The sequence below is a fragment of the Ruegeria profundi genome, from assembly GCF_020171505.1.
In the GTDB taxonomy this organism is placed as follows: domain Bacteria; phylum Pseudomonadota; class Alphaproteobacteria; order Rhodobacterales; family Rhodobacteraceae; genus Ruegeria; species Ruegeria profundi.
In genome coordinates, this window is the sequence record NZ_JAIUZS010000006.1 from 193,786 (window position 1) to 218,067 (window position 24,282).

At 55.8% G+C, this 24,282-nt stretch carries 22 protein-coding genes and 1 tRNA gene; 6 read left to right on the forward strand and 17 right to left on the reverse strand.

The window, feature by feature from the left end:
* Window positions 1-53: 53 nt before the first annotated feature.
* From arsB to LCM21_RS15255, 4 genes are read right to left on the reverse strand one after another with little or no spacing between them, the layout of a single operon-like run.
* Window positions 54-1,106: an ACR3 family arsenite efflux transporter gene (gene arsB / locus LCM21_RS15240; RefSeq protein ID WP_224891365.1), complete on the reverse strand. Its 1,053-nt coding sequence runs from the start codon at window positions 1,104-1,106 to the stop codon at window positions 54-56.
* Complete coding sequence (gene arsJ, locus LCM21_RS15245) at window positions 1,103-2,368, reverse strand: organoarsenical effux MFS transporter ArsJ (protein WP_224891366.1); 1,266 nt, start codon at window positions 2,366-2,368, stop codon at window positions 1,103-1,105. The genes arsB and arsJ overlap by 4 nt, the downstream gene beginning before the upstream one ends.
* The gene (locus tag LCM21_RS15250) at window positions 2,365-3,363 is read right to left on the reverse strand and encodes an ArsJ-associated glyceraldehyde-3-phosphate dehydrogenase (RefSeq protein WP_224891367.1); all 999 of its coding nucleotides are present in this window, start codon (window positions 3,361-3,363) and stop codon (window positions 2,365-2,367) included. Before LCM21_RS15250 ends, arsJ begins: the two co-directional genes overlap by 4 nt.
* On the reverse strand, window positions 3,360-4,193 hold the full coding sequence (locus LCM21_RS15255) for an arsenate reductase/protein-tyrosine-phosphatase family protein (RefSeq protein WP_224891368.1): 834 nt from the start codon (window positions 4,191-4,193) through the stop codon (window positions 3,360-3,362). Before LCM21_RS15255 ends, LCM21_RS15250 begins: the two co-directional genes overlap by 4 nt.
* A gap of 350 nt (window positions 4,194-4,543) precedes the next feature.
* Between LCM21_RS15255 and LCM21_RS15260 the strand changes: the two genes are divergently transcribed.
* Window positions 4,544-4,619, forward strand: a tRNA-Thr gene (locus LCM21_RS15260).
* Between the two features lie 90 nt (window positions 4,620-4,709).
* On the opposite strand, the gene LCM21_RS15265 is transcribed toward LCM21_RS15260, so the two are convergent.
* From LCM21_RS15265 to LCM21_RS15290, 6 genes are all read right to left on the reverse strand, one after another.
* On the reverse strand, window positions 4,710-5,105 hold the full coding sequence (locus LCM21_RS15265; protein ID WP_224891369.1) for a hypothetical protein: 396 nt from the start codon (window positions 5,103-5,105) through the stop codon (window positions 4,710-4,712).
* Window positions 5,105-5,515 carry a hypothetical protein gene (locus LCM21_RS15270; protein WP_224891370.1) on the reverse strand — a complete coding sequence of 137 codons (411 nt, stop codon included), beginning with the start codon at window positions 5,513-5,515 and terminating at the stop codon, window positions 5,105-5,107. The genes LCM21_RS15265 and LCM21_RS15270 overlap by 1 nt, the downstream gene beginning before the upstream one ends.
* Window positions 5,502-6,215, reverse strand: a complete 714-nt coding sequence (locus tag LCM21_RS15275; protein ID WP_224891371.1) for an HNH endonuclease — start codon at window positions 6,213-6,215, stop codon at window positions 5,502-5,504. Before LCM21_RS15275 ends, LCM21_RS15270 begins: the two co-directional genes overlap by 14 nt.
* A 340-nt stretch (window positions 6,216-6,555) precedes the next feature.
* The gene (locus LCM21_RS15280; protein WP_224891372.1) at window positions 6,556-8,853 is read right to left on the reverse strand and encodes a virulence-associated E family protein; all 2,298 of its coding nucleotides are present in this window, start codon (window positions 8,851-8,853) and stop codon (window positions 6,556-6,558) included.
* Window positions 8,843-9,049 (reverse strand): helix-turn-helix transcriptional regulator, encoded by a 207-nt coding sequence (locus LCM21_RS15285; RefSeq protein ID WP_224891373.1) that lies wholly within the window; start codon window positions 9,047-9,049, stop codon window positions 8,843-8,845. The genes LCM21_RS15280 and LCM21_RS15285 overlap by 11 nt, the downstream gene beginning before the upstream one ends.
* A 415-nt stretch (window positions 9,050-9,464) precedes the next feature.
* On the reverse strand, window positions 9,465-10,628 hold the full coding sequence (locus tag LCM21_RS15290) for a tyrosine-type recombinase/integrase (RefSeq protein ID WP_224891374.1): 1,164 nt from the start codon (window positions 10,626-10,628) through the stop codon (window positions 9,465-9,467).
* Between the two features lie 310 nt (window positions 10,629-10,938).
* Here LCM21_RS15290 and LCM21_RS15295 point away from each other — a divergent pair, with 310 nt between their 5' ends.
* The 3 genes from LCM21_RS15295 to LCM21_RS15305 all read left to right on the forward strand — a co-directional run bounded on the left by LCM21_RS15295 (window position 10,939) and on the right by LCM21_RS15305 (window position 15,251).
* Complete coding sequence (locus LCM21_RS15295; RefSeq protein WP_224891375.1) at window positions 10,939-11,310, forward strand: sigma-70 RNA polymerase sigma factor region 4 domain-containing protein; 372 nt, start codon at window positions 10,939-10,941, stop codon at window positions 11,308-11,310.
* Window positions 11,311-11,387: 77 nt separating this feature from the next.
* A complete protein-coding gene (locus tag LCM21_RS15300; RefSeq protein ID WP_224891376.1) occupies window positions 11,388-13,175 on the forward strand; it encodes an ATP-binding protein in 1,788 nt (595 codons plus the stop codon).
* 57 nt (window positions 13,176-13,232) lie between these two features.
* The gene (locus LCM21_RS15305) at window positions 13,233-15,251 is read left to right on the forward strand and encodes a Druantia anti-phage system protein DruA (protein WP_224891377.1); all 2,019 of its coding nucleotides are present in this window, start codon (window positions 13,233-13,235) and stop codon (window positions 15,249-15,251) included.
* Between the two features lie 911 nt (window positions 15,252-16,162).
* Here the strand turns inward: LCM21_RS15305 and LCM21_RS15310 are convergent.
* The 7 genes from LCM21_RS15310 to LCM21_RS15340 form a co-directional block, all read right to left on the reverse strand.
* The gene (locus tag LCM21_RS15310; protein ID WP_224891378.1) at window positions 16,163-16,588 is read right to left on the reverse strand and encodes a hypothetical protein; all 426 of its coding nucleotides are present in this window, start codon (window positions 16,586-16,588) and stop codon (window positions 16,163-16,165) included.
* 259 nt (window positions 16,589-16,847) lie between these two features.
* Window positions 16,848-18,776 carry a 1-deoxy-D-xylulose-5-phosphate synthase gene (gene dxs / locus LCM21_RS15315; protein ID WP_224891379.1) on the reverse strand — a complete coding sequence of 643 codons (1,929 nt, stop codon included), beginning with the start codon at window positions 18,774-18,776 and terminating at the stop codon, window positions 16,848-16,850.
* 13 nt (window positions 18,777-18,789) lie between these two features.
* The gene (locus LCM21_RS15320; RefSeq protein WP_224891380.1) at window positions 18,790-19,656 is read right to left on the reverse strand and encodes a polyprenyl synthetase family protein; all 867 of its coding nucleotides are present in this window, start codon (window positions 19,654-19,656) and stop codon (window positions 18,790-18,792) included.
* The gene (locus LCM21_RS15325) at window positions 19,656-19,898 is read right to left on the reverse strand and encodes an exodeoxyribonuclease VII small subunit (protein WP_058272726.1); all 243 of its coding nucleotides are present in this window, start codon (window positions 19,896-19,898) and stop codon (window positions 19,656-19,658) included. The genes LCM21_RS15320 and LCM21_RS15325 overlap by 1 nt, the downstream gene beginning before the upstream one ends.
* On the reverse strand, window positions 19,895-20,821 hold the full coding sequence (locus LCM21_RS15330) for a histone deacetylase family protein (protein ID WP_224891381.1): 927 nt from the start codon (window positions 20,819-20,821) through the stop codon (window positions 19,895-19,897). The genes LCM21_RS15325 and LCM21_RS15330 overlap by 4 nt, the downstream gene beginning before the upstream one ends.
* A gap of 67 nt (window positions 20,822-20,888) precedes the next feature.
* The gene (locus LCM21_RS15335) at window positions 20,889-21,590 is read right to left on the reverse strand and encodes a response regulator (RefSeq protein WP_224891382.1); all 702 of its coding nucleotides are present in this window, start codon (window positions 21,588-21,590) and stop codon (window positions 20,889-20,891) included.
* Entirely contained in the window at window positions 21,587-22,099 is a 513-nt protein-coding gene (locus tag LCM21_RS15340) for a MarR family winged helix-turn-helix transcriptional regulator (RefSeq protein ID WP_068339620.1), read from the reverse strand. Before LCM21_RS15340 ends, LCM21_RS15335 begins: the two co-directional genes overlap by 4 nt.
* A 159-nt stretch (window positions 22,100-22,258) precedes the next feature.
* Between LCM21_RS15340 and LCM21_RS15345 the strand changes: the two genes are divergently transcribed.
* Both LCM21_RS15345 and LCM21_RS15350 read left to right on the forward strand, forming a co-directional pair.
* The gene (locus LCM21_RS15345) at window positions 22,259-23,125 is read left to right on the forward strand and encodes a branched-chain amino acid aminotransferase (protein ID WP_224891383.1); all 867 of its coding nucleotides are present in this window, start codon (window positions 22,259-22,261) and stop codon (window positions 23,123-23,125) included.
* Between the two features lie 127 nt (window positions 23,126-23,252).
* Window positions 23,253-24,203, forward strand: a complete 951-nt coding sequence (locus LCM21_RS15350; RefSeq protein ID WP_224891384.1) for an AraC family transcriptional regulator — start codon at window positions 23,253-23,255, stop codon at window positions 24,201-24,203.
* Window positions 24,204-24,282: the final 79 nt, after the last annotated feature.

The following is a 24,282-nucleotide window of genomic DNA, read 5'->3' on the forward strand; positions in this document are numbered from 1 at the left end:
ATGGTTAACATACTGTAAAAATTAATCATTTTTTAAGACGAGAGTTGGCTTTCCTAAGATCTCAAGGTCTTGGTGCCCGTTACTCCGGACCTTTCGGGTTCGGGAAACCGCGAGCGGGTACGATTGGCAAAAGCAACAAGCGACAGCATGACCGGAACCTCGACCAGAACCCCAACGACAGTCGCCAAAGCAGCGCCCGAGTTCAAGCCGAACAGGCTGATGGCGACAGCGACGGCCAGCTCAAAGAAGTTTGACGTACCAATCATGGCGCATGGGGCTGCGATTCGATGGGGGACTTTCAGCGCATAGGCCGCCCCGTAGGCCAGTGCGAAAATCCCGTAGCTCTGGATCAGGATTGGAACCGCGATCAGCACGATCACCAACGGCTTGGCAAGAATAGTCTGACCCTGAAGGCCAAACAGGATAACGACTGTTACGATCAGGCCCATGACTGACCATGGCTTTACGCGGGATGAAAAGGCATCAATGGCGTCTTGTGAACCCAGCTTGCGGCGCGTGATCAGCCCGGCGATCAACGGCAGCACCACGTAAAGCACCGTCGCTAGAACAAGGGTTTGCCATGGTACCTCGATGTCAGTCACGCCCAGCAGGAAAGCCACGATAGGGGCAAAAGCCACGACCATAATCAGGTCGTTCACCGAGACCTGCACCAGCGTGTAAGTCGCATCCCCTTTGGTGAGTTGGGACCAGACAAACACCATCGCGGTACAGGGGGCCGCGCCCAGCAGGATCAGGCCGGCTATGTATTGTGCGGCGTCTTCGGGCTGAACCCAGGGCGCAAAGACATAGTTGAAAAACACAACCGCCAGAAAGGCCATGGTGAAGGGTTTGATCAGCCAGTTGACAACTAGCGTCACAATCAGACCTTTCGGTTGGCGCGCGACCCCCGCTACTGCGCCAAAGTCGACACCGACCATCATCGGGTAGACCATCGCCCAGATCAGAACGGCGACCACCAGATTAACGCTGGCGACCTCAGCCGAGGCAACCAGTTGAACAAAACCGGGTGCGGCGAGGCCGATCAGCACACCACCAATCATAGCCAGAGCGATCCAGACGGTCAGGTAGCGTTCGAAGATGCTCATGCATAAGCCTCATTTGTTTGATCTGTCAGCTTACCGGATGTCAGCGCCGCCAATGCTATCATTACAGCAGACGTGCCCAAAACCAGTGGAAGCCCGCCGATCTGGTAGGTCAGGCCAGACAGAACAGTGCCCACAAGGCGGCCTGTCGCGTTGGCCATGTAGTAGAACCCTACATCCATCGTTACACGCTCCGACTTGGTGAAAGCCAGGATCAGATAGGAATGCAAAGATGAGTTCATAGCGAAAATTGCCCCGAACACCAGCAAACCTATGACAAGCGTTATGGTCAGCCATGCCTCGGGCCCAGATGAGGCAAGCACTGCAACCGTCAAAGCGGCGGGAACACAAAACAGTATTGCGGCCCATTTACGCGCGGCGCGGATCAGGTCGCCTTCGCTGCGCCTAGATGCGCGCAGGATACCGGGTGCGATGGCCTGAACGGCGCCGTAAAGGATGACCCAGACGGCCATGAAGGTACCGATCATGAAGAACGCAGCACGGTTGCCATCTTCGCTGCCGTCGGACAGCACAGCATAAAAGTAAATCGGTATACCGACGACGAACCACACATCCCGTGCGCCAAAAAGAAAGACCCGCGCCGCCGACAGCCAATTCACGTTGGCGGATTTCGAAAAGACCTCTGAGAACTTTGCACCTTTACGCCCTTTCGGCAGGCCAGGCGGCATGAAAAGAATGACCGCCGCAAGGATGACGGCCAGCACAATCGCCATGACCAGCACAGCCCAGACAAAACCCAATGCGGCCAACAGCGCAGCCCCCAGTAAAAAGCCCAGCCCTTTGACCGCGTTCTTTGAGCCGGTCAGCATAGCGACCCAGCGGAACAGTCCGCCGCCCTCGGGCGGAGCCAAGAGTTTGACGGCGGATTTTGAAGACATTTTGGCCAGATCTTTCGCCACTCCGCTGGCACCCTGCACAAGCATGACAAAGGCAACAGAAGCGCCGATCGCCCAATTAGGGTCTAATTGGGTCAACGCCAAAAGCGCCACGACCTGAAGCCCCAGGCCGGCATACAGGGTCAAGGTTAAGCCGAACCGAGCCGCGATCCATCCGGCGGTAAGATTTGTGACCATACCCGCGATCTCATACAGTACAAACAGGTAGGCCAGCTGCACAGGTGAGAAGCCCAGGGCGTGAAAATGCAGCAGCACCAGCATGCGCAGGGCCCCGTCGGTTAGCATAAACGCCCAGTACGCCGCGGTAACGGCGATGTAGGCCGACAGACCTTCGGGCTTTTGTGTCACAGCGTGTTCCCAACCATGAACGCAACGTCGACGAGGCGGTGGGCATAGCCCATCTCGTTGTCATACCACGCATAAACCTTAACCTGCGTCCCGTTCACCACCATGGTTGAGGGCGCGTCGATGATCGAAGACCGTTCGTCGTTGGTATAATCAGTTGAGACCAGCGGGCGCGTTTCATAGCCCAGAATGCCCTTGAGCTCGCCTTCGGCTGCGGCTTTGAACGCTTCATTGACCTCTTCAACGCTGGTTTCTCGCTCTACTTCGAACACGCAATCCGTCAACGAAGCGTTCAGCAGCGGCACGCGCACCGCATGACCGTTCAGCCGCCCCGTGAGTTCGGGGTAAATCAATGTAATCGCTGTGGCTGACCCCGTGGTGGTCGGGATCAGCGAATTCAGTGCTGATCGCGCGCGCCGCAGGTCCTTCGCGGGTCGGTCTACGATGGTCTGGGTGTTGGTCACGTCGTGGATTGTCGTCATCGACCCGTGACGGATGCCCAGGTTTTCGTGGATCACTTTCACCACCGGAGCAAGGCAATTGGTGGTGCAGGACGCTGCCGTGACGATGTGATGAGCAGCAGGATCGTAAATGCTGTCATTAACACCCATGACAATATTTGCGGTCGGGCCGTCCTTTACCGGGGCCGACACCACGACCTTTTTCACCCCGGCTTTGAAATAAGGGGCCAGCTTGGCCTCGGTCTTGAAGACACCGGTGCAATCGATCACCACGTCGACGCCGTCCAGCGGTAACTGGCCAAGGTCCTTCGTGCCAATGAAAGGCAGTCGGGTCCCGTTGATTGTCACGCTATCGGCGTCATGTTCGAAACGCGCGTCCCAGCGACCGTGAACTGTGTCGAACTCAAGCAGATGCGCGTGCATCGCCGGATCGCCGACACCATCATTGATCCATGCGATCTTGGCACCCTTTTCAAGCAACGGTTTCAACGCCAGCTTTCCGATCCGGCCCAGACCGTTTACCGCAAACGTCGTCATTTTATGTCCTCAACAGGTGTTCGGCCGATGTCATCGACTGCGGATTGCAGTGCGATCCGGTCAAGGCTTTCGACGGGTAGCGCGGTGAAGGCCTGTATCCGGCGCTTGAGTGCGCCATAGGCTCTTTGGAACGCGAGGCTTTTTTCAGCATCCGTGCCTTCAGCTTTCACCGGATCTTCCATGCCCCAATGGCCGCTGATCGGCTGCCCTTGCCACGCTGGGCATTCCTCATTTGCGGCCTTGTTGCAGACGGTGAACACAAAATCCATTTCTGGTGCGTCAGTTCCGGAAAACTCTGACACTGTCTTGGACCGGAGCAAGGAGGTGTCATGCCCCTTGTCCGCCAGAACCTGCACCGCAAACGGGTTCAGTTCGGAAAAAGGCCTTGTCCCGGCCGAATAGACGTTGAACCGGTCACCGCCGAAATCCCGCAGAAGCGATTCAGCGAAGATGGAGCGCGCAGAGTTCCCGACGCAAATGAACAATACGTTGAATTTCCGATCTGTCATTGTGCCTTTTCCTTGCTGTAAGGGCATACAGATATCCGGACGACCCCGGCAGCAATCGTTCAGCAGAAAGCCAAGCATGTGCTGCACGTTCTTCATATCAACCGAATAAAGCAGAGAAGTTCCCGACCGTTCCTGCGTTACCAGGGCGGAGCGTTGAAGCGCGTTCAGATAGTTCGACAACGTACTGGGTTTGATGCCCAGTTCGTTTGCCAGTTCGCCCGCAGGCACAGTGTCAGGAAAGCGTCGCATTAACATGCGAAACACTGAAATACGTTGCGAGTGGCCGAGAATGGCCAGTTGGTCTGAAATTAATTCTAGCATATTTCATGAAATATGGAAATAAAGTCCGTACCGCAATCCTTAATCGGTGCTGTTACAGAAAATTCACAATCGAAAAACAGGGACAGACAGAGCAATAGCCTTTCGACCTTGCTGCGTCGCATTCGGTGGCACCCAAGGTTTTGAAAAGCAGCTTATGCAATCCGCAGAAGGAGGCTTGCGCGTTTCAGCCTGACCGTTTACAGAACAGTCGCCTGCCTCAATAGCTCAGCTGGTAGAGCAGGTCCTTCGTAAGTAGCGGGTCCGCTCGCGATTGATGTTCAAAACCAGCCGCTTACAAGCGGCGCACAGTAATTAGTAGGGCCATAGTAGGGCCGTGACGAGAGAGGAATGCCGCTGTAGCTCAGCTGGTAGAGCACGTCATTCGTAATGATGGGGTCGGGGGTTCGAGTCCCTTCAGCGGCACCATTCCTCCAAATAAAACAATCAGTTAAAGAGCACTAGCCTGCACCATAGCCACTTTGCGGCAGGGGTAAGTACTGTCGTGCTGCCCAAGGGTCAGATGACCGCATCAAGGCGCTTCGAGCTTTGCGCCTCTTCACCGCTATCTAAAGGGTCATTCCTTGCAAAATTCTCCTTCCCAATGATGAAGGCTAGACCCTTACACAAGAGTTCGAAATCACCATGGAACAGACGTGCGCGAACGGTCCCTATCGGGGTCGCATTGGCGGTTTGGATAAACTGAAGAAGATCTTCTTCGCCTTCCGAGAGCATGGTGACGTGTGCATGGGGTACGGCTTCGACTAGCCTCCGTTTGCATTCGATGGCCAACTTGCAGGACGCGGGAGCCGTGTTTTGGTGAACGATTAGGAGATCTACATCGCTTGCGACTTTTTTGGCCGCGTCTGTATTGGCGAAGGCGGAGCCGAAGCCATACACTGTAATGCGCAGCATCACAGCCAGCCCTGTTTCTTGAAATATTCCTCTTCTTTGTCAGTCAGATAGCGCCAGTAGTCTTCCCGGTGCAGGGCGCCCATGAATTCTCCGATCGAGAACAATCCGACATTGGATCCACGGCAATGTAACTTGGCATCCGGCGAATAACCGCACCATGCAGAGTTGATGATCACGACATCGACGTCGCCGACATTCTCCACAGTTTCCATGTATTGCGCCACGCCGAAGGCGTAGCACTCGCAGATGAACACGCGCAGGGTATCGCCCTGCTCACGGGTCAATTCATAGACTCCGTCGCCCTGCGCAGTCAGGGAGGCCACTTTGCCATGTTTGTTCATCTGGTCTTCGAAGTACTTGTAATGGCCGTAATGGCTGGGCCAGGGGAAATTTTCGCTACGTGCCGCCATCGGCAAGACCTCTTATCAAATCATCAAAATCCACAGGAAAGCGCTTCACCGCTGCATAAGGAATCGCATCCTGCACCCATTGCTCATAACTGCGCACATGCATCAGGAAGGTCGTGATGGTCGCCAGTTCGCCCGTGTCGAACAGGCCCCGGTGCGCTTCGAGCTCCGCCGCCAGCTTGCGGTTATTTGGCACGATGACCGAGAGCCGTTCTGACACCCAAACGGCATGCGCCGCTTCATTGTGAGGTTGCGACAAAGCAAGCTCGGAGTGCGGACCATATTGCGCCCAGGACTGCCTGTTCTCTTCCAGCAGAGGCAGTAACGCACGGGCAATTTCCGCCTTTGTCATCATTGGCTCAACTTCTAAGCGCGCAAGCACACCCGCTTCATGTTCGGCTTTCATCTTGTGCAAGGCATCGACTGTGTATTCGGCCTCGTTTTCTTTGCGGTCGATCAGCGTGTGGTGCGTTGGGCAGAGCAGGATGAGGTTCTGATAATCGTCTCGCTCAGCATCCGACTGGCTGGAATTGTGCCGATTTGCCCCCGGCTTGTCCCCGCAGATATGTGCCATCTCGCCTAGCGTGAAGGGTGCTGCGTCTTCGGCCTCATGGTAGCACAGCCGCTCCCAGCATCCCGGAAACGCGCAGCGTCCGCCCGACGCCGACCATAGAATCTTTATTGATTTCTGTGTGATAGCCATAGCGGATAAATACCACGGCCAATCAGGAGACCAAGGTGAAAAGTCGGAATGGGTGGTAAGCCCGTATATGCTCGCTTGAGGGGTCCGGAGAGGGCAGTAGAGGCCGTGTTGTGGGCGTGCCTTGCCTACCCCATGCCAACAAGCCCAATGCGCCCTGTACGCGGCCTTACAGCGCCCAATATCAGAGGCTCACCAGTCTCCTGCTGACCTTTTTGTAACTTGTAACCGTAACTTAGCTCGGAAGGGTTCAGAAAAGTAAAAAGCGGGGCACCGTAGCGCCCCGCCGGGTAGTGCAGGCCAGTTTGGGCCTTATGTTACGTTACAGGTTGCGCTGGGCGGCTCAAAACGGCGGTTCATCGTCATACCGCGCATCAAGAGGCACGATCACGACCACACCACCGTCCATGCGCTGCGCGATGTACTCGGTCTTGCGCTCATCCGCGTCGCCACGAGCGAACCCCTTGCGCTGGGCCTTCTCGACCTTGCCGAGATCATGGAGGCGGTGGGTGCCATAGTCCCACCCCAACCCGGCCATGACCGCTTTGATCCGTTGGGAGTCCAGCGGTTTCATGCGCGCGGTTTCGAGATCAACGAGGAGCTTGACGCTGTCCATCGACACCCGCCCCTTCTTCTCGGCAAAAGCATCCTCCAGAACGTCCGCTATGGCATCCTCGACCATACGCTGCCCCTGCACCTTCGAAGCAGCAGCCCACAGATGCGGGGACAATGTAATCGACTCGCCTGCCTCCTCGCGCACAACCGCCTCTGCCCAGAGTTGATCCACATCCGAGCTGAACCGCTCCAGATCAATCTGCCCGACGGTCACCGGCCAGATACGGCGATTGCCGGTCAGGTCGCGCAGGTAGGCGAGTTCATTCGTTGTGCCCAAGATGATGCAATGACGGCGAAACTCCGAAGCGTTGCGCGCATAAGCCGGGCGAAACATATCGACGGATGTGCTCAGGAACTTCTTCAGGCTCTGGCTCGTCGTTTTGTTCATACCATCCAACTCCTGACACTCGACAATCCATGCGCGCGCCATCTGCTCAGCTTTGGTCTTATCGTCGCTTTTGAGATCGAGGCTGCCGCAGAACCACTCATCCCGGATCGCAAGGCGCTGGGCGATTTGGGATTTGCCTGCACCTTGCGCCCCTTCAAGTACCAGCATCGTGTCGAACTTGACGCCCGGTTGTTTGATGCGACGCACGCCTGCGATCATAAGTTTGCTGCCAAATTCGGCGTTCAACTCGTTGTCTTCGGCACCGCAGTACTCGGCCAACCATTTGTCGTTGCGAGGCGTACCGTCCCATACAAGGCTATCAAGATAATCCTCGACGGGGTGGTACTTCTGCTCATGCGCGATGGAGAGCAACTCACGCTTGATATAGGCTGGTGCTGCAACGAAATCCAAATCGCGCAGGAACGCACTGGACAGAATTTCCACGATATCGTTGAGATCACGCCCATCGAGCCCGTAGCCGCGAAACTCGTCCGATTGCGTAAACGTGTTGCGTTGGGCATCGACCCCCAAAACAGTCAGAGCATAGCGGATATTCTGCGGGAAATTCCGAATGGGGCGGCCATCATCATCGCGGATCGGCCAGCCGCCGGTACGCAATTCAATCGCAGCCATTGCACGCACGACCTGGCGATGCGCATAGGCAAGCGGGCTGGGATTTTCCAGCACATGGGCGCTGATGCCAACATCCGGGGACACTATGATCGACAGGACGTGCCCCGGCTGCATTCCCTTACCGAGCATCCAGATAACGGCAGCGTACACCAGTTCCGAACGGGATGCGTAGCTCTTACCGGGGGGATTGTTCCCGGTCATCACCGCTTCTGCCCATTCCGGCTCCGGCGGCAGCACCTCATACAGATGATCGGGCAGAGGGAGCGGTTCGATCTCGACCACAGGTGCGGTCAATGCCGAGGGCTTCCCGTCGGGCTTGGCCAAATCCTTGGGCAACTTCACCCGGAAGTCACCTACGGAATAGGTGCGGGGCGGCTTGGTCAGGTCCATCGGCTCGAAAGCCCACGCCAAGGCAGGTTCACGGCCATCCGCGCGCTTCTTGTCATTCAGCCAGTTCATCGTCCAGGGCAGGCGCAACAACCGGTCGGCATTGTGCGTCCCCGGTCCGCCCTGAAGTACAAACAGCAGGGCTTTGTTGAGTTCCTCGGCCTTCTGGATGTCCAGCGGCTCATCCAGCTTCCACACCGCCTGACAGCCGCCACCCGTCTCCCAGATGGCGGACGGCAGCGGCACCCCTTTCGGGCGCTTCTTGTCATCATGCAGAATGCCGATGACGAAGTTGGCCTGTTCGTCTTCATCACCGGGGTAGTCCTTGTAGTCGAGATCGACATGCAGGAAGCGCACGGCAGAAAGGTTCTCTTTCTTGCGCGCGCCCTCCAAAAACTCGGCATTCGGCAGGAAGTACATGTTGCGCTGGGTCTCATCCGAGTTGCCAGACGCAACGAACGACACGGCCTGCTGGTGCTCCGAGGGGCCGAAGACCTTTGCCTTCGGAGCCGCCTTGCCTTTGTTCGCCATCGACTCAAGATACAGAGAGGCCTCCGGGTTCAGCCAGCGGAGGAATTCAATGGCGCGGGACGGGTTGGGTTTCAGATTATGCGCCATGAGTGAAATCCTCACAGCTACGAGCTTCCAGCCATTCGTCGATCACGGCGCGGCGATAGAACACGCGCGCACCGATTTTCAGATAGGCAGGGCTCTTCTTGTAAGTGCGACGCTTCTCGAAAAAGGACGCGCTCATATGAGTATATTCGGCGACCTGATCGGTCGTCAAAAGGTCAAGTTTTTTGGAATCAGCCATAGTCATCTCCAAGCTGAAACACATCTGCTGCGGGTGCAGCAGAATGCTTAGTGGATGACTACGGCGCGGGGTTTCCGTTCCTTTAAGGGACCACTACACGTCAACTGATCCCACCGTCCTACTACCGGCCTCTCACCGGCCCTGCGTTTGTCGTTACGCGCTTGGGGCACTCCTCTTGTAGGCGTTGCCACATTATCAAATTGGGTTACATTTTCAACGGCAAGAATCACGCAATGCAAACCCGTCCAAGACAATCAAACGTCGTCTCGTACGCGTGCGCGCGAGCGAACAATTCGAAGATCAGGGGCTAAAGACTTCGAGCGCAGGTACCATCGGTTACCTGCGGCTCCCGGATTCTGCCTGAACTGGATAGGCACAATACTCACCGATGTCCCTAGGCGTTGATGGGGCGGGGTCAGTCACGGGGTTCCTTGAGTTCAAGGATACGCTTGGCCACCAGTTCCACCGGCTCACGCAGGCGCTCGGCGTTCACCACGATGTAGCCGCCGGTCACGTCGCCGTTGGTACGGTGGTTCAGCAGGCGCTTGAGCGCGTAGTAGGGTACATTGATGCTTTCTGCGATGGTGATAAAGGTGCGCCGCAGGTCGTGCAGAGTGAAGCTGACTCCCGACCCGGCTGACACTCGCAGCAGGAACTTCTTGGTCTCTACCAGATGGCCGCTCTTGCCCGGCCCCGGAAACACCCAAGGCGAACCGTTGTTGCGTGCCCAGCGCTCGCTCAGCAGGTCGGCTAGAAATTCCGATAGCGGGAGGTACAGCGGGTCGCCGTTCTTCGTGGTCGGCAGGTGCAGCACCCTGCTTTTCAGGTCCACATTTTCCCAGCGGAGCGTGGTCAGTTCACCCCGGCGCATACCCGTGAACAGCGCGGTCAAGAGGAAGTCGCGCGAATACTCCGGCTCCGCCGCCACAGCCTTCCACCATGCGGGCAGGTCCAGCGCGGTGATCACCGTCTGACGCCGCCGCTCCTTGTACCAAGCGCGTGCCTGCGTGAGGATTTGCACCGGGTTCGGCGGGAAGTCGTCTTGGGTCGCGGCAACGAAATTGTAGATCGACCGGAAATGCCGCATCACATTGTTAGCCGTGGTCTCGCCATGCTTCTTGCTTATGTCCTGATGCTTTTTCAGAACCATCTGGCGGTTGATCTCGTTCAGCGGCTTCTTGCGCCACGCCTTGAGGTACAGACGTTCGGTGCGTTGGTAGTGGCTGATTGTGTGTGCGGACAGGCTGCGGACCTCCAAGAAGCGTTTCAGCGCCAATTCCAGCGTTACCTGTTCGGCAGCTTCTTGGCGCTTCTCAGCGTTGGGGTCGTGCCCATCGGCCATGTCACCCAAGATTGTCAACGCCTTCTTGCGGGCAACCTCGGGAGCAAAGACATCGGCGCGGCCTATCGTGACGCGCCGCGTGCGACGGTTCACCTGCCCCTCGGCAAAGAACACCTTGGATTGCGCGCCGACACGCAACCCAAAGCCGGGGAGCATCGTGTCGCGGTACAGAACCTGCCCCTTCTGGGTGAAGGGAATTTCATCAATCGCGCGGCGGGTAAGACGCAAGCTGGGCATCGTGACCTCCTTTTGGCCACGCTCCACTATAGGCACATCTCGAGAAAAAGCTCGACTTTTCATAATGTTATGAAGGGCGGTGCGGTGTAGTACGAGAGAATGATGGTGCATCCAAGTCCAGAAAAAACGTCAGGACGCAGAATTTTCTGAACAAGCAACTCGAATCCGCCCAGATTGCTGCTATATTGATAATACGTCGGAGGTTCTTCGGATCGACGCGGTCGAAAATGGCTGCATGTATGACAAAGAACTGAGTACACTGATTTTGTGAACCTCCTCAATGATGACTCTTGAGTAAGGAGGTTCCCCAATGGATCCCCATTTCTATCCTATGTGCAATGCGGGGCTTGAGACCCTGTATGGTCTGGCAAACGTCGGCTCGACCAATGAAACGATGCAGTTTGAAGACGGCTCCGTGGTCGAGGTAGGTGATACCATCGCTGACCCCAAGCCCACCATCGAAGAACAGATGATCCTCGAAGACATGCGTGGAGAGGTTCGCGCCTTCGTGGAAGGTCTGACACCCTATCTGCAATGTGTTGTCATCCGTCGTTTTTGGATGAATCATTCTCCCCAGAAAATCGCCGATGACCTCGGACGCCGCCGCCCCGCCATCTATGATGCGTTGGCTCGTGTTACGCGCTTGGGAAAACGCGATTTGGCGCCTGTGCTCGCTCAGTAAAACAATGTGGTGGCCCACTTGGGCCACCCCCTCAGTCTACGCGGTCGAAAATGGCTGCAAACAAGAAGGAAAATATCATGGCTACTCAACTTGAACTCCAAATCGAATATGCGAACGCCCTCGATGCAAACAAGGTCGACTATACCTTCGCAATTGGCGAAGCTTTTGTCGAAAGTATGCGTTCCACCCATTACAAACACACTGGTACCGCTATTGATGAATTGATCGACAATGCAATCGAGGCCGGTGCCAACACTGTGAGTGTTGCTTTTGGCTTCAAAAAGAATGGGGAAAAGAAACCGGATGCCATTGCAATCATCGACAATGGGCACGGTATGCCGCCTAACATGGTCCGTCGTGCAGCTTCATGGGGCGGCACTCACCGCCATCAAAATGAAACACGCGAAGGCATGGGCCGGTTTGGGTTCGGTCTTCCCAGTGCCTCTGTAAATCAGGGCAAGCGCTTTACGATCTACTCAAAATTGCGAGGCGAGGACTGGTATGCTGTCACGGTCGATTTGGATGAAGTTGCCGAACTGAAGTACTCCTCTGTTCCAGGAAAGGTGGAGGTTCCCGGTTATCAGAAAGCCTCCCCGCCGGACTGGGTTCTGAAAAACGTCGAGGAGAACTTCCCCGAAGGCGAGCTCAATCACGGTACGGTAGTCGTCTGGGAAAAACTGGACCGACTGACGTGGTCCACCGTGAATGGTTTGCGGAATAATTTGCTTTCGCATTTCGGGACGATCTATCGGAACTACCTTTCCCAGACCCAGATCGTATTTGACAATACGATTGTGGGGGCCGTTGACCCGTTGTTCATCACACCGGGGGCACGCTTCTTTGATGAAGACTCTCAGCGAGCAGTTGCACTGGAGCCGGGTGAAATCACCGTTCGTTCAGCACGGACAGGGAAGCCGTGCAAAATCAAAGTCCGCTATGCTTCGATGCCTGTCGGGTTCTATGCATCGGATAAGACGAAACCCGCGTCTGGAAGTAATGCAAATGCAAGGATGCGCGTGAAGAACGATAACTTGGGTATCGTTGTTTGTCGCATGGGCCGACAAATCCACGTTGTGGATAAAATCACAGCTAACGATGGCACCCAAGGATGGGCGGGGATTGGACGCCTTGCGAATAACGACGATCGCTATTGGGGGCTTGAGATCGACTTTCCGGCAGACTTGGATGAAGAATTTACTATTTCCAACTCCAAGCAGGATGTCGTTATGTCCGACCGAATTTGGCAACTTCTCAAAGAAGGCGGGGTGCTGACGGGCCTAAAGTCGCTGAAAAAGATGTACTCCGACGCCAAAGCTGCGGAGAAGTCTAAGCCCGCCGAAGAAAGCAACAAGCCGCGCCCGTCGGAGGTGGCTGCGAAGGAAGGTTCAGAACAGTCTCGTCCCGGACGTGTGCATCCCATGTCGCAGGAGCGGGAGGAGCAAGCCAAGAAGAACTTCGAGGAGTTTTTCAAAAACGCTGCGAAGGAGCGAAAAGTCCCCGAAAAGGTAGCCAAAGAGGAATTGGAAGCGGAAACAAAGGAACGTCCCTATAAGGTCGAATTTGAGACCATGCCTGATGCGCCGTTTTATCGAATGGAGCAGCGCGGAGCGATGAAGGTTCTCAAGATTAACATGGCCCACAGGTTCTACCGAGATATCTATGCGAACCAGTCGTCCACCAGCTTCATGCGGTATGCCTTGGAAGTTGTCCTCTTTTCAATTGGTGAAGGTGAACTCGACGCAATCGGAAACGTAAGCAAAGAGAGCTTTTACCACGTTGAGAAACTTGAGTGGTCGAAGAAGATGAACGTGATGCTTGGTGTGCTGAGCGAGTACGCAGACGAAGACGACGAAGAAGCAGCATAACCTTTGAGGAACAGCGGAAGAGCCCACAGTAGTGGGCTTTTTCTGCTATTGTGAAACATGAACAATAAGAACTATAAAAAATCTTTCGCCCCCAATAGGTTGCCAAAGAAACTAATCAATGAGCTTGCTGCGACAGTTATTGCTCAGGCTCAAGAAGACGCGCACGATGCAGCCGTCTGTTACAGAACCCAAGCGCGTAAACACGCCGCTACAGTTGCCGGCGAGAGTACAAAGTCGGATCAGATCCGCCTCGCCGTATGTTACTCAATGTTAGCAGATTTCATCGAACAAGGTTGGAGCGTCTCCGCTCAGGACAATCGCATATACGTGGAGCAACCTTCCATAGAAGGCACCAAGGGCGAAACTGAAGCACAAATAAAGAAACGGATTCGAAAAGGATTTGAGGCCGTTAGCAATCGCCAGCTCGCCGACCCAACTAACCGCGAATTTATTCGCCGCATGGAAATACCACGGGAGTTCGAAGGCAAGACGGTGTCCGTTCTCGACCTTATTGACGACGGAGCGGAGCTTGCGCTGACGTTCAAACAACTTGCAGCAGAGGCGACTGAAAATGCCCTGGATGGTGCCAAAGCAGTTATTCACCCGGAGTTGGTTGAGTGCCGTGGAGACGAGAAGTGTCCCTACACGGGATATAGACTCCAAGATATTTGGCGGTATTTCCGCCATACTTGGTCCCTTGAGTATAAGTTGCTGCCCGGCCGGACGATGAGGTTATTGGTTAGGAATGCCGCGCGGCCAAACAGACCAGTAATCGGCATTGTACTTCTGGCCAGTCCTACAGCCAACCTTTTGAGCCGCGACAAATGGATTGGATGGACACTTGAGAAAGTAGTTTCCGGTCTTCTTGAAGGTCGGTGGAGCGCCGATAGTGTGGGTCGAAAGCTCTTTGATGCAATTAAGTCTGCTATCAAGCAGATACGTACTGACGACTTAGTCCCTCCAAGCGCGCTTAACTACCCGAAGCCCGAGCACTTCTTCGCTCTTGATCAAACAGTTCACAAAGCGTTGCGGGATCGGGCTAGAGATTTGGAGGCGGAATCCACTGATTACCTTGTTGATATCCGAGGACTAGATAAGTCAAAGATCACCAACAAGCAGTGGAAGGAACTATCCGAGACAGCGTTGTTCCGAAAAAAACGCGCTGAGCAACTTATTCCGCTACTGAAGGCGCTTGGGACAATGAAAAAGTACGGGTTTGAAAAAGACCCGGGAACTGCTTTGTACGAAGCGCTTGTTGAAAAAGACGGAAGACAAGCGATCCAAACCGCACTCGGGGAAATAAAGAAAGTACATTTAGCTTCGGAAGTCGCTGATCTTTCAGTTTGTGGTGCAGTCGCTCCCTATAACATGCTAATTGGAGGGAAGCTGGTTACAGCGGTTATGGCTTCCGAAGAAGTGCGGGAAATATACAAGCAAAGGTATGGGAAACAGGTAAGCGAAATTTCCTCACAAATCAAAGGACAGCGGGTTCTACGGTCCTCAGACTTGAAATTGCTAACGACCACGGCGCTATATGGTGTTGGCAGCAACCAGTACAGCAGCTTGGTCCTGCGTAAATCAAAACACCCGAGTCTTGTCAGCGATGTTGTCTGGAAGAAGATTGACAGTAGCACGGGCTTTACAGTCACCCATATAAGTGACGAAACAGTCCAAATGATGCGTGCTTTGGGTATCTCTGAATATGGACGCCGCCGAATAAACAGCGTTTTTGGTGAAGGCAGCAGTCCGAGAACACGCCAGATTCGAGAGGGCTTAAACCTTCTAGGTATCAACAACAGCGAGCTTCTTGAGCAACCCAATAGGAAGAAGGTCTATGGCTGTGAAATGTTCGAGGGAGCACGAGACCAACTACTTGGGTTTGATAGTTTCGAAGGTGACGCAGACAGAACCTCCAATACCGCCGCTGCAATTTCTGATGGGTGGATGAGGCGCTGGCTGTTGCCGCGTATCAAGGATCAAAAGGTGCTTGACCAACTTGCATCTTTTAAGCCAGTTCACATCTCTGACTCGCTTAAATCTCGATCAGACAAGTTTGCCGAGCTAAGGCCGGATTGATACGTCAGCCTTCCTCGTAGGGTGCTTCAATCTCGTTGAGTATGATCCTAGCATCCAATGCAAGCTGTCGAATACGATCAAGAGAAATACTGTTGGAGCGCCCTTCATCGACCAAGGATTGTAGGAGACGCTTCATTTCCGGGCTTCTGCGGATAAGCGAAACTTCAGTTTCAAATCGTTGAAGGTACTTTCTGCTTCCAGAGATAATTGTACCAACATGGTGCTGGTCTCCCTCTGTGAAACAGAAAATGTCTTTTCTGTCAGTTCTTACAGTGTCTGCTACAAGCCAAGCACGTCTTCTCATGGGCATCCTCAAGTCCGTTTGCTCAATGAGATAACATAACTATCTGAAAAGTATCGAAAAATCGTCATGCATTACATTCACGGCTTTTGAGAGATTTGTTGTAACCACAACAATGGATCAGCTTCTTTCACACTGTATTCCATTTTCGAGCCAGCGACGGGGTTTCTCCAACGAACCCACCCCTTGCTCCAGAGAGGCCTCACAGCGAGAGGGCCTACCCCGCCTAGCTTTGCTGTCACCGTGCTTGGGGTGGGGTGTAGGGGGTGCCGAAAGCGAGTGGCCCAGAGACCGCCTCGGCACATGCTTTTGTCGGATTAGTAGGGCAAACCGAAATCTGTAGGGGATTAGTAGGGGAGCGGGGTACAACCGGTGACGGGCGGGTGCGACGCCGTGCAAGATGAAGACTAGAAAATTGCGTTTCGTACCAGAGTTTTGTATGGATTGAACAGGTGCCGTGCGCCTGCGTGCAACACGGTCCACCGGAACCGACAAACAATTCGTAAGGACAAGGTCGGGGGTTCGAGTCCCTCTTGAGGCACCATTTTCCCAAGTCTGTGAAAAATTCACGTTGGGTTACAGTCTGCCAAGGCTCAAAGCGCATCAGCCGCTAAAGACATTCCTGCACGCCAAGGCGTATGAGATATTCACCGGAAACAAGAAAAAGTTCGCTGGGTCCGGCGTATCTGGCTTTGGACATAAACCAGTTTTTGACCGGAGTCGGGTAGTAGCTGGATAGAGACGCGCTTTTTCTTTCGAATTCACTGGCCGTCATTTCCGTGCGATTCAACCGGTAGGGGCCGTGAAATCCAAAAACTGTTTTGCGAGAAATGCAAACATCATCCGCACCCAGCAGCATAGTGCAGCTGGAATGACAAAAGTCCCCGGTTATCCGGAACTGTGTGTTGGTTCGGTTGGCGATTTCAATCTGGACCAAACGGTCCAAGATACGCCCGCCGGAATCGTTGCCGACCTGTATATCTTTTGATGCCGCTGGCACGCTCGCCAGAAAGCATGCCACCAGCGCCGCAATCATGTTTCTCATCCGCCCGCCTGCTCAAGGGTGGTTTTTTGTTTTGACTACCTGTAGCAGAAAAACCCGGACGCAAAAATGCCGTCAAAAAACATGAGAGAATCCTGTGTTCTCAATAACTCACCCGAAGTGAATCAGCCTGCCTCCGCAAACGGGGCCGTAGCGGTGCGCTGGGTCTCAAAGGCAGGCATTCAACCTGAGGTGCAGCCGAAAAGGAATCCTCATCAGAGGTGGCGTTTTGATGTCTGACAGTTCCAACGTCTCATGCGCGTTTTTCACCAAGGGACGCAACGCCCAACACCGACAAAACCTTGGCCTCGATCTGTTGGGCGTTCAGGCCCGCAACAGTGTACATGTCGGATGGGCTGGCCTGATCAATGAATGTATCCGGCAGCACCATTGAGCGGTACTTCAACCCGTGATCGAATACGCCCTCATCCGCCAAAAGCTGTGCCACGTGACTGCCAAATCCGCCAATGGCACCTTCTTCGATGGTTATCAGCGCTTCATGGTTCGCGGCCAGTTCAAGGATCAAATCTCGGTCCAGTGGTTTGGAAAACCGGGCATCGGCAATGGTTGGGGTAATGCCCCGGGCCGAGAGAGCCTCAGCCGCTTTCTGAACTTCTGCCAGCCGGGTTCCGAACGAAAGTATCGCGACGCGTGCACCTTGTTGGATCAGGCGGCCTTTACCGATCTCAAGTACCTCACCACGTTCTGGCAGGTCCACGCCCACGCCTTCACCCCGCGGGTAGCGGAAGGCAATGGGCCCTTCATCGTGCGCCGCCGCAGTGGCGACCATGTGCATCAGTTCGGCTTCATCCGCAGCCGCCATGACTGTCATACCGGGCAGGTTGGACAGGTAGGCGATATCGAACGACCCCGCATGGGTTGCCCCATCGGCACCGACCAGACCGGCACGGTCAATGGCAAAGCGTACCGGCAGGCGCTGGATCGCCACATCATGAACCACCTGGTCATACCCGCGCTGCAAAAACGTAGAATACATTGCGCAGAACGGTTTCATTCCCCCCGCAGCCAGCGCAGCGGCGAATGTCACGCCATGCTGCTCGGCAATCGCAACGTCGAAGCAGCGTGAAGGGTAGCGTTCGGCAAACAGATTCAGTCCGGTTCCATCCGGCATCGCGGCGGTGACGGCGACAATCTTGTCGTCGCGCCCGGCTTCGTCCACCAGCGTCTTGCCAAAGACCGAGGTATAAGATGGTGCGTTGGACGGCGCCTTTTTCTGTTCACCCGTCACAACGTCGAATTTCGCGGTGGCATGGCCCTTGTCGCGGGCCTGCTCCGCCGGGGCGTAGCCCTTGCCCTTTTTGGTCAGCACGTGGATCAGAATCGGGTCGGTCGCCCGTGCCTTCACCGTGCGCAGCACCGGCAGAAGCTGGTCCATGTCATGGCCGTCAAGCGGGCCGATGTAGGAAAACCCCAGCTCTTCGAACAATGTGCCGCCCACGGCCATACCTTTCAGCATTTCCTTGGCACGCTTGGCGCCCTCGCGGAACGGTTCGGGCAACAGCGACACCGCGCCCTTGGCGGCGGCTTTCAACTCGTGGAACGGGGCTTCGGTGTAGATACGCGACAGATAGTTCGACAGAGCGCCAACAGGCGGGGCGATGCTCATGTCGTTGTCGTTAAGGATCACGATCAGGCGCTTTTTCAAATGGCCTGCGTTGTTCATCGCCTCAAAAGCCATGCCCGCCGACATTGAGCCATCGCCGATCACGGCAATCGCGTCACCCAGCCCCTCCGGTGTGACACCGCCCAGATCACGGGCAACCGCAAACCCAAGCGCCGCGCTGATCGAGGTTGAGCTATGTGCCGCGCCGAACGGGTCATAGGGGCTTTCGCTGCGCTTGGTAAAACCACTGAGGCCATCTTTCATGCGCAGGGTACGAATTCGGTCGCGACGCCCGGTCAAGATTTTGTGGGGATAGCACTGATGCCCCACATCCCAGATGATCTTGTCGCGCGGGGTGTCAAAAACGGCGTGCAACGCAGTCGTCAGTTCCACCACGCCAAGCCCGGCGCCGAGATGTCCGCCAGTAACCGAAACGGCCGAGATCGTCTCGGACCGCAATTCCTGTGCAAGCTGGGTCAGTTGCGCATCTGAGAATTGCTTGAGATCCGCAGGGCGGTTCACAAGGTCCAGCAGAGGCGTTTTCGGGCGGTCAGTCATTGGCGATCCTGGCTTAGCTGTCCCGGGCAATAACGAAGCGGGCGGCATCCTTCAAGGTTTCAGCCGAAGCGCCATAGCTTGTAAGGGCGGCGCAGGCCTCTTCCACAAGTTCCGAAGCCCGGGCCTTGGCCGAATCCAAGCCCAGTAACGAAACAAAGGTGGCTTTACCGGCTCTGGCGTCTTTTTGCAGGCGTTTCCCGGCTTTTTCGGCATCACCTTCGACATCCAAAATGTCGTCTGCGATCTGAAAGGCAAGGCCAAGCGCCCGGGCATATTGGCGCAACGGCGCAGGGTCGGCCTGTGCCAGCCTCGCGCCTGCGCAGGCCGACCACTCGATCAATGCGCCGGTCTTGCCGGCCTGCAAACGCGTGATCTCGCTCAGCGTAAGCGGGGACGCCGCCGTCTCAGCGGCAATATCCAAGGCTTGCCCCAGCACCATCCCCTGAGCGCCGCCGGCTTTGGCAAGTGTCAGGGCCAGATCAGCGCGTACGTCGGCTGTGCCAACCTCGGGCCTTGTGCACAGTTCGAATGCCAGCGTTTGCAACGCATCCCCCGCCAGAACAGCCGTGCCCTCATCCCATTTCATATGCACAGTTGGTCGACCACGACGCAGGTCGTCGTCATCCATGCAGGGCAGATCGTCATGCACCAGCGAATAAGCGTGCAATGCCTCAATCCCCGTGGCAGGCCAGATTGCGCGGTCGGTATCCACCTGATGCATGCGCGCACTTTCAAGCACCAGAAAACCGCGCAACCGCTTGCCCCCTTGCGTGGCATAGGCCATCGCCTGCGTGACATCCACATCGCTCAGCGCGCCCAGAACCAGATCAAACTGCTTCTGAATCCGTGCCGCATCCTGCGCCAGTCTTTCGCGAAACATTACTGACCTTCGACAGGCGTTGTCCCGGTTGGCTGTCCATTGGCGTCCAGGGTAATCGCGGCCACTTTTTCCTCGGCCCGTTTCAGCTCATCCTCGCAGCGCTTTTTCAGCGCCGCACCGCGCTCGTAAAGAGCGATCGACTGATCCAGCGCCACGTCGCCGCGCTCAAGCTGGCCAACCACGGCTTCAAGCTCTTTCATAGCCTGTTCGAATGTCATCTGGTCTACGGGGGTATCGGTCATCGGGCTGCCTTCATCAATTCTTCCACATGGGCGCGTGTGGCCTCGGCCAATGCGTTCAGATCATACCCGCCTTCCAGAGTCGAGACGATACGTCCGTTGCACATCTCATCGGCGATCTTGCACAGCTCGGCCGTGATCCAAGCGAAATCGCCGGTCGACCAGTTCAGATTAGCCAGCGGATCGTCCTGATGCGCGTCGAAACCGGCAGAGATGATGATTAGTTCGGGCCTGAAGGCGCGCAGGCGGGGGAAGGCGCGCGTTTCATAGGCCGCGCGCATCTCGGCCCCTCCGGTTCCCGGTGATAGCGGTATGTTGAGAACGGTCTCATACGCGCCTGTCTCATCCGCTCGCCCGGAACCGGGCCAAAGCGGCATCTGTTGGCTGGTGATCAGCAGCGCGCGCCGTTCATCCCACAGTAAATCCTGCGTGCCGTTGCCGTGGTGCACGTCGAAATCAACCACCGCGACCCGGTTCAAACCGTGATGATCCAGCGCATGCTTGGCCGCCAGCGCTGCATTGCCGAACAGGCAGAAACCCATTGCAGTCTCTGATTCAGCGTGGTGCCCCGGGGGCCGGATCGCACAAAACGCATTCGGAGCCTCTCCGCCCAGCACCATATCCACCGCGCGCACCACAGCCCCTGCTGCACGATAGGCGGCATCGACAGACCCGGCAGACATGAATGTATCGCCGTCAATCTGCGCAAACCCGTCCAAGGGGCAAGACTCGCGAATATCCCGGATGTAGCTTTCCGGATGAATCCGCAACAGATCGTCATCGGCGGCCAAAGGTGCAGTTGTCCGGCGAAGGTCCAGCGGTTCCAACGCATGCAAAACATGCTCAAGCCGCGCAACCCGTTCAGGATGCCCGCCCGGCGTCACATGCCTGAGGCAATCCGCATGGGTCAAAAGCGCGGTCTTCATCACGATCCCCTGTTCATTCGGCTGAAAAACTTATGCAGAGGACATAAAACCGTCTTTGGTAGCAAAATCAATCCGGTGCCAGCATATATCCGGCGCCGCGCACCGTTTGAAGGTATCGCGGTTGTTTCGGGTCCTGTTCGATCTTGCGGCGCAGGCGGGTGATCTGGACATCAACGGCACGTTCCTGCGCCTGACCCTTGTCGCGCCCCAGATCCTCGACCAGCTTGGCCCGGCTGATCGGCTCACCGGGTTGAGTCGAGAAAATCTTCATCAACTGGCTTTCTGTTGCGGTCAGGCGCACGGGGTCTTCGCCCTGCCACATCTCGCCACGCTCAACATCATAGCGGATCGGGCCGAGGTTCAGGATCTTGCTTGCAGTATCCTGCGCAGGCGTTTCCGGCATGCGCCTCAGGATTGCGTTGATCCGCAGCAGCAGTTCTTTTGGCTCGAACGGTTTGGCAAGGTAATCATCTGCCCCCGCCTCTAGCCCGGAGATGCGATGCTCGGTCTCGCCGCGCGCCGTCAAAAGAAGGATCGGCGTCGTATGTGTCTCGCGCAGCGTTCTGGTCAGACTTACGCCATCCTCACCGGGCATCATCACGTCCAAAACGATCATGTCGAAATCCAGACCGGACAAGACCCGCCGTGCATGGGCGGCATCACGGGCAGCCGTCACCAGAAATCCGTTTTTCATCAGGAACTTCTTGAGCAGATCACGGATACGCTCATCGTCGTCGACGATCAGCAGATGGGCGTCCATATCGCTCATGAGGTCGTGTCCCGCAGTTTTGTATAGGCATGACGCATATCAGCATCCATCATTGCTTCAAGCACTTTGCGAAATCCTGATACTGCCTCGGGGCCAGCTTCCTTGTAAGCGGCACGCATCCGTACACGCTGGGCTTCGGACAGCCGAGCCTCAAGCGCCTTTCCCTTTTCAGTCAGAAACAGGTGCCGCTCGCGCTTGTCAGTGGTGCCCACGCGGCTTTCGACAAGGCCATCTTCGATCAAAGTTCGCAGAACGCGGTTCAGCGACTGTTTCGTAACCCCAAGAATGGCCAGCAAGTTGTTGACCGTTGTGCCGGGCGCGCGGTTGATGAAATGGACGGCCCTGTGATGCGCCCTGCCATAGGCCATCTGCGTCAGAATGCGGTCGGGGTCGGCAGTGAACCCGCGGTAAGCGAAAAACATCGCCTCGATCCCTTGCCGCAACTGTTCGTCAGTCAAAAACAAAAGGCTTTCTCCGCCAAAGACTTGGGCGGGGCGCGTATCCGACATAGTTTGCCTCATTCGTTACATAAGTCGACTTTATGTCAGCGTTATTGACATTCCAAGAGTGGACAGGTATCGAGCCGCAGTTTTTGCGCAACTTTACTTCCGCAAACGTGTAAAATGGCGCAACAATCGATAAATTCAACCCGGTTCAGGAGGTTTCGGATGGCGGGGTATGATGATCGTGATGGCGTGATCTGGATGGATGGTAAGCTGGTGCCGTGGCGTGACGCCAATGTTCACATCCTGACCCACGCAATGCACTATGCATCCTCGGTTTTCGAGGGCGAGCGCGCATATAACGGCAAGATTTTCAAAAGCCGTGAGCATTCCAAACGGCTGATTGCGTCGGCCGAGGCTCTGGACATGCCGATGCCCTACACGATTGACCAGATCGAAGCCGCCAAGAAAGAGGCTTTGGAAGCCAGCGGCTTGCAGGATGCGTATGTTCGCGCTCTGGTCTGGCGCGGATCGGGTGAGGATATGGGCGTGGCGTCGGCCCGTAACCCGGTGCATATGGCCATCGCGGTCTGGCCTTGGGGTGCCTATTATGGTGACGCCAAGATGCAGGGTGCCAAGCTTGACATCGCCGAATGGAAACGGCCCAGCCCCGAAACCATTCCGGTCCATGCCAAGGCGGCGGGTCTTTACATGATCTGCACGATTTCGAAACACAAGGCCGAGGCCAAAGGCTGCTCGGATGCTCTGTTCATGGACTACCGCGGCTACGTCGCCGAGGCGACGGGCGCCAACGTGTTTTTCGTCAAGGATGGTGAGGTTCACACACCCCTGGCGGATTGCTTCCTGAACGGCATCACGCGCCAGACAGTGATCCAGATGCTGAAAGACAAGGGCATCACCGTGATCGAGCGTCACATCCAACCCGAAGAGATGGCTGACTTCGAACAATGCTGGCTGACTGGTACCGCAGCAGAGGTCACGCCCGTTGGTCAGATCGGTGATTACACGTTCGAGGTGGGTGATATTACCCGCGAGATCGCCGCAGATTACGAGTCGCTGGTCCGCTCCTGACCCGCGTTATCGGCAATTTCCCAAAACCCCCGTTGTTCGCGGGGGTTTTTCTTTGCCAGCCGTTCAAGCTTTTGTGCAGATGGTTCAAACGGCTGGACGAATGGGCAGCCGCGTGTACGTTACTCTCATGTTAGACCTGCTTAGCGATATCCTGACTCGCCTGTCTTTGCGTGGGACGTTCTATTTTCGAACGTCCTTTACACCGCCTTTTGGCATTCAGGTGCCGGCCTTTCAGAACGTAGCGCGTTTCCATTTCGTACAACGCGGTGAGCTGAAAGTTCATGTCTCTAACGCTGGGGAAACTCTGCGTCTGAAGCAAGGAGACCTGATCCTTATCCCACATGGATCGGCACATGCATTGCTGTGCAACGAGGTCACGCCGCTTGATGCTCTGCCGTTAGAGCAGGTTTTGGAAGATGCGGGCTACAAGGGTGACGGCGTCTTGATTCACGGTGGTGGGGACGAAGATCGGGATACGCAACTGATCTGCGGCCATTTCTCGTTTACCAGCCCGCCGGGCCGGCAAGGCACCGGTCATATGCTGATCGACCGCCTGCCGCCTTACATCTTGATCGAAAATTATGGTGAAGATGCGGGCATCTGGATTGAGGCCACCCTGCGTATGATCGGGTCCGAGATCAACGGCGCGCGGATCGGTGGTGACCTTATTGCGATGAAAATGTCCGAGGTGCTTTTCGCGCAAGCCATCCGCGCACATCTTGAGCGTCAATGTCCCAGTGATACTGCCCTTGCTGGCTTTGCCGATCCCCGGGTCTCACGGGCGCTGACTGCATTTCATCAATCCCCGGCGCAAGAATGGAGCGTCGAATCGTTGGCGCGTCAGGCAGGCATGTCGCGTACCGCTTTCGCGCAGTTGTTTGCCGAGAAGATCGGAACCACGCCAATGCAATACCTGACCGACTGGCGGATGCAGATCGCCTGTCACGGGTTGACTGAAAATCGTTGGAACGTGGCTGATGCGGCGGCAGAGGTTGGCTATGCGTCCGAGGCCGCCTTTTCCCGCGTTTTCAAGAAACAGATCGGCCTGTCACCGGCAGCATACCGGTCAATGTACTGATCGGACTCAACTCTGAACGATCTGCAATGTTTTCTGGACGATCCAGACTTAAACGTACGGAACCCCTAACCTAGCTTGA

What these genes read in the sequence shown, in the direction of transcription:
- arsB (WP_224891365.1), bottom strand. Translation starts at nt 1,106, where the DNA reads ATGAGCATCTTCGAACGCTACCTGACCGTCTGGATCGCTCTGGCTATG.
- LCM21_RS15250 (WP_224891367.1), bottom strand. Translation starts at nt 3,363, where the DNA reads ATGACGACGTTTGCGGTAAACGGTCTGGGCCGGATCGGAAAGCTGGCG.
- LCM21_RS15255 (WP_224891368.1), bottom strand. Translation starts at nt 4,193, where the DNA reads ATGCTAGAATTAATTTCAGACCAACTGGCCATTCTCGGCCACTCGCAA.
- LCM21_RS15265 (WP_224891369.1), bottom strand. Translation starts at nt 5,105, where the DNA reads ATGCTGCGCATTACAGTGTATGGCTTCGGCTCCGCCTTCGCCAATACA.
- LCM21_RS15270 (WP_224891370.1), bottom strand. Translation starts at nt 5,515, where the DNA reads ATGGCGGCACGTAGCGAAAATTTCCCCTGGCCCAGCCATTACGGCCAT.
- LCM21_RS15275 (WP_224891371.1), bottom strand. Translation starts at nt 6,215, where the DNA reads ATGGCTATCACACAGAAATCAATAAAGATTCTATGGTCGGCGTCGGGC.
- LCM21_RS15280 (WP_224891372.1), bottom strand. Translation starts at nt 8,853, where the DNA reads ATGGCGCATAATCTGAAACCCAACCCGTCCCGCGCCATTGAATTCCTC.
- LCM21_RS15285 (WP_224891373.1), bottom strand. Translation starts at nt 9,049, where the DNA reads ATGGCTGATTCCAAAAAACTTGACCTTTTGACGACCGATCAGGTCGCC.
- LCM21_RS15290 (WP_224891374.1), bottom strand. Translation starts at nt 10,628, where the DNA reads ATGCCCAGCTTGCGTCTTACCCGCCGCGCGATTGATGAAATTCCCTTC.
- LCM21_RS15295 (WP_224891375.1), top strand. Translation starts at nt 10,939, where the DNA reads ATGGATCCCCATTTCTATCCTATGTGCAATGCGGGGCTTGAGACCCTG.
- LCM21_RS15300 (WP_224891376.1), top strand. Translation starts at nt 11,388, where the DNA reads ATGGCTACTCAACTTGAACTCCAAATCGAATATGCGAACGCCCTCGAT.
- LCM21_RS15305 (WP_224891377.1), top strand. Translation starts at nt 13,233, where the DNA reads ATGAACAATAAGAACTATAAAAAATCTTTCGCCCCCAATAGGTTGCCA.
- LCM21_RS15310 (WP_224891378.1), bottom strand. Translation starts at nt 16,588, where the DNA reads ATGATTGCGGCGCTGGTGGCATGCTTTCTGGCGAGCGTGCCAGCGGCA.
- dxs (WP_224891379.1), bottom strand. Translation starts at nt 18,776, where the DNA reads ATGACTGACCGCCCGAAAACGCCTCTGCTGGACCTTGTGAACCGCCCT.
- LCM21_RS15320 (WP_224891380.1), bottom strand. Translation starts at nt 19,656, where the DNA reads ATGTTTCGCGAAAGACTGGCGCAGGATGCGGCACGGATTCAGAAGCAG.
- LCM21_RS15325 (WP_058272726.1), bottom strand. Translation starts at nt 19,898, where the DNA reads ATGACCGATACCCCCGTAGACCAGATGACATTCGAACAGGCTATGAAA.
- LCM21_RS15330 (WP_224891381.1), bottom strand. Translation starts at nt 20,821, where the DNA reads ATGAAGACCGCGCTTTTGACCCATGCGGATTGCCTCAGGCATGTGACG.
- LCM21_RS15335 (WP_224891382.1), bottom strand. Translation starts at nt 21,590, where the DNA reads ATGAGCGATATGGACGCCCATCTGCTGATCGTCGACGACGATGAGCGT.
- LCM21_RS15340 (WP_068339620.1), bottom strand. Translation starts at nt 22,099, where the DNA reads ATGTCGGATACGCGCCCCGCCCAAGTCTTTGGCGGAGAAAGCCTTTTG.
- LCM21_RS15345 (WP_224891383.1), top strand. Translation starts at nt 22,259, where the DNA reads ATGGCGGGGTATGATGATCGTGATGGCGTGATCTGGATGGATGGTAAG.
- LCM21_RS15350 (WP_224891384.1), top strand. Translation starts at nt 23,253, where the DNA reads ATGTTAGACCTGCTTAGCGATATCCTGACTCGCCTGTCTTTGCGTGGG.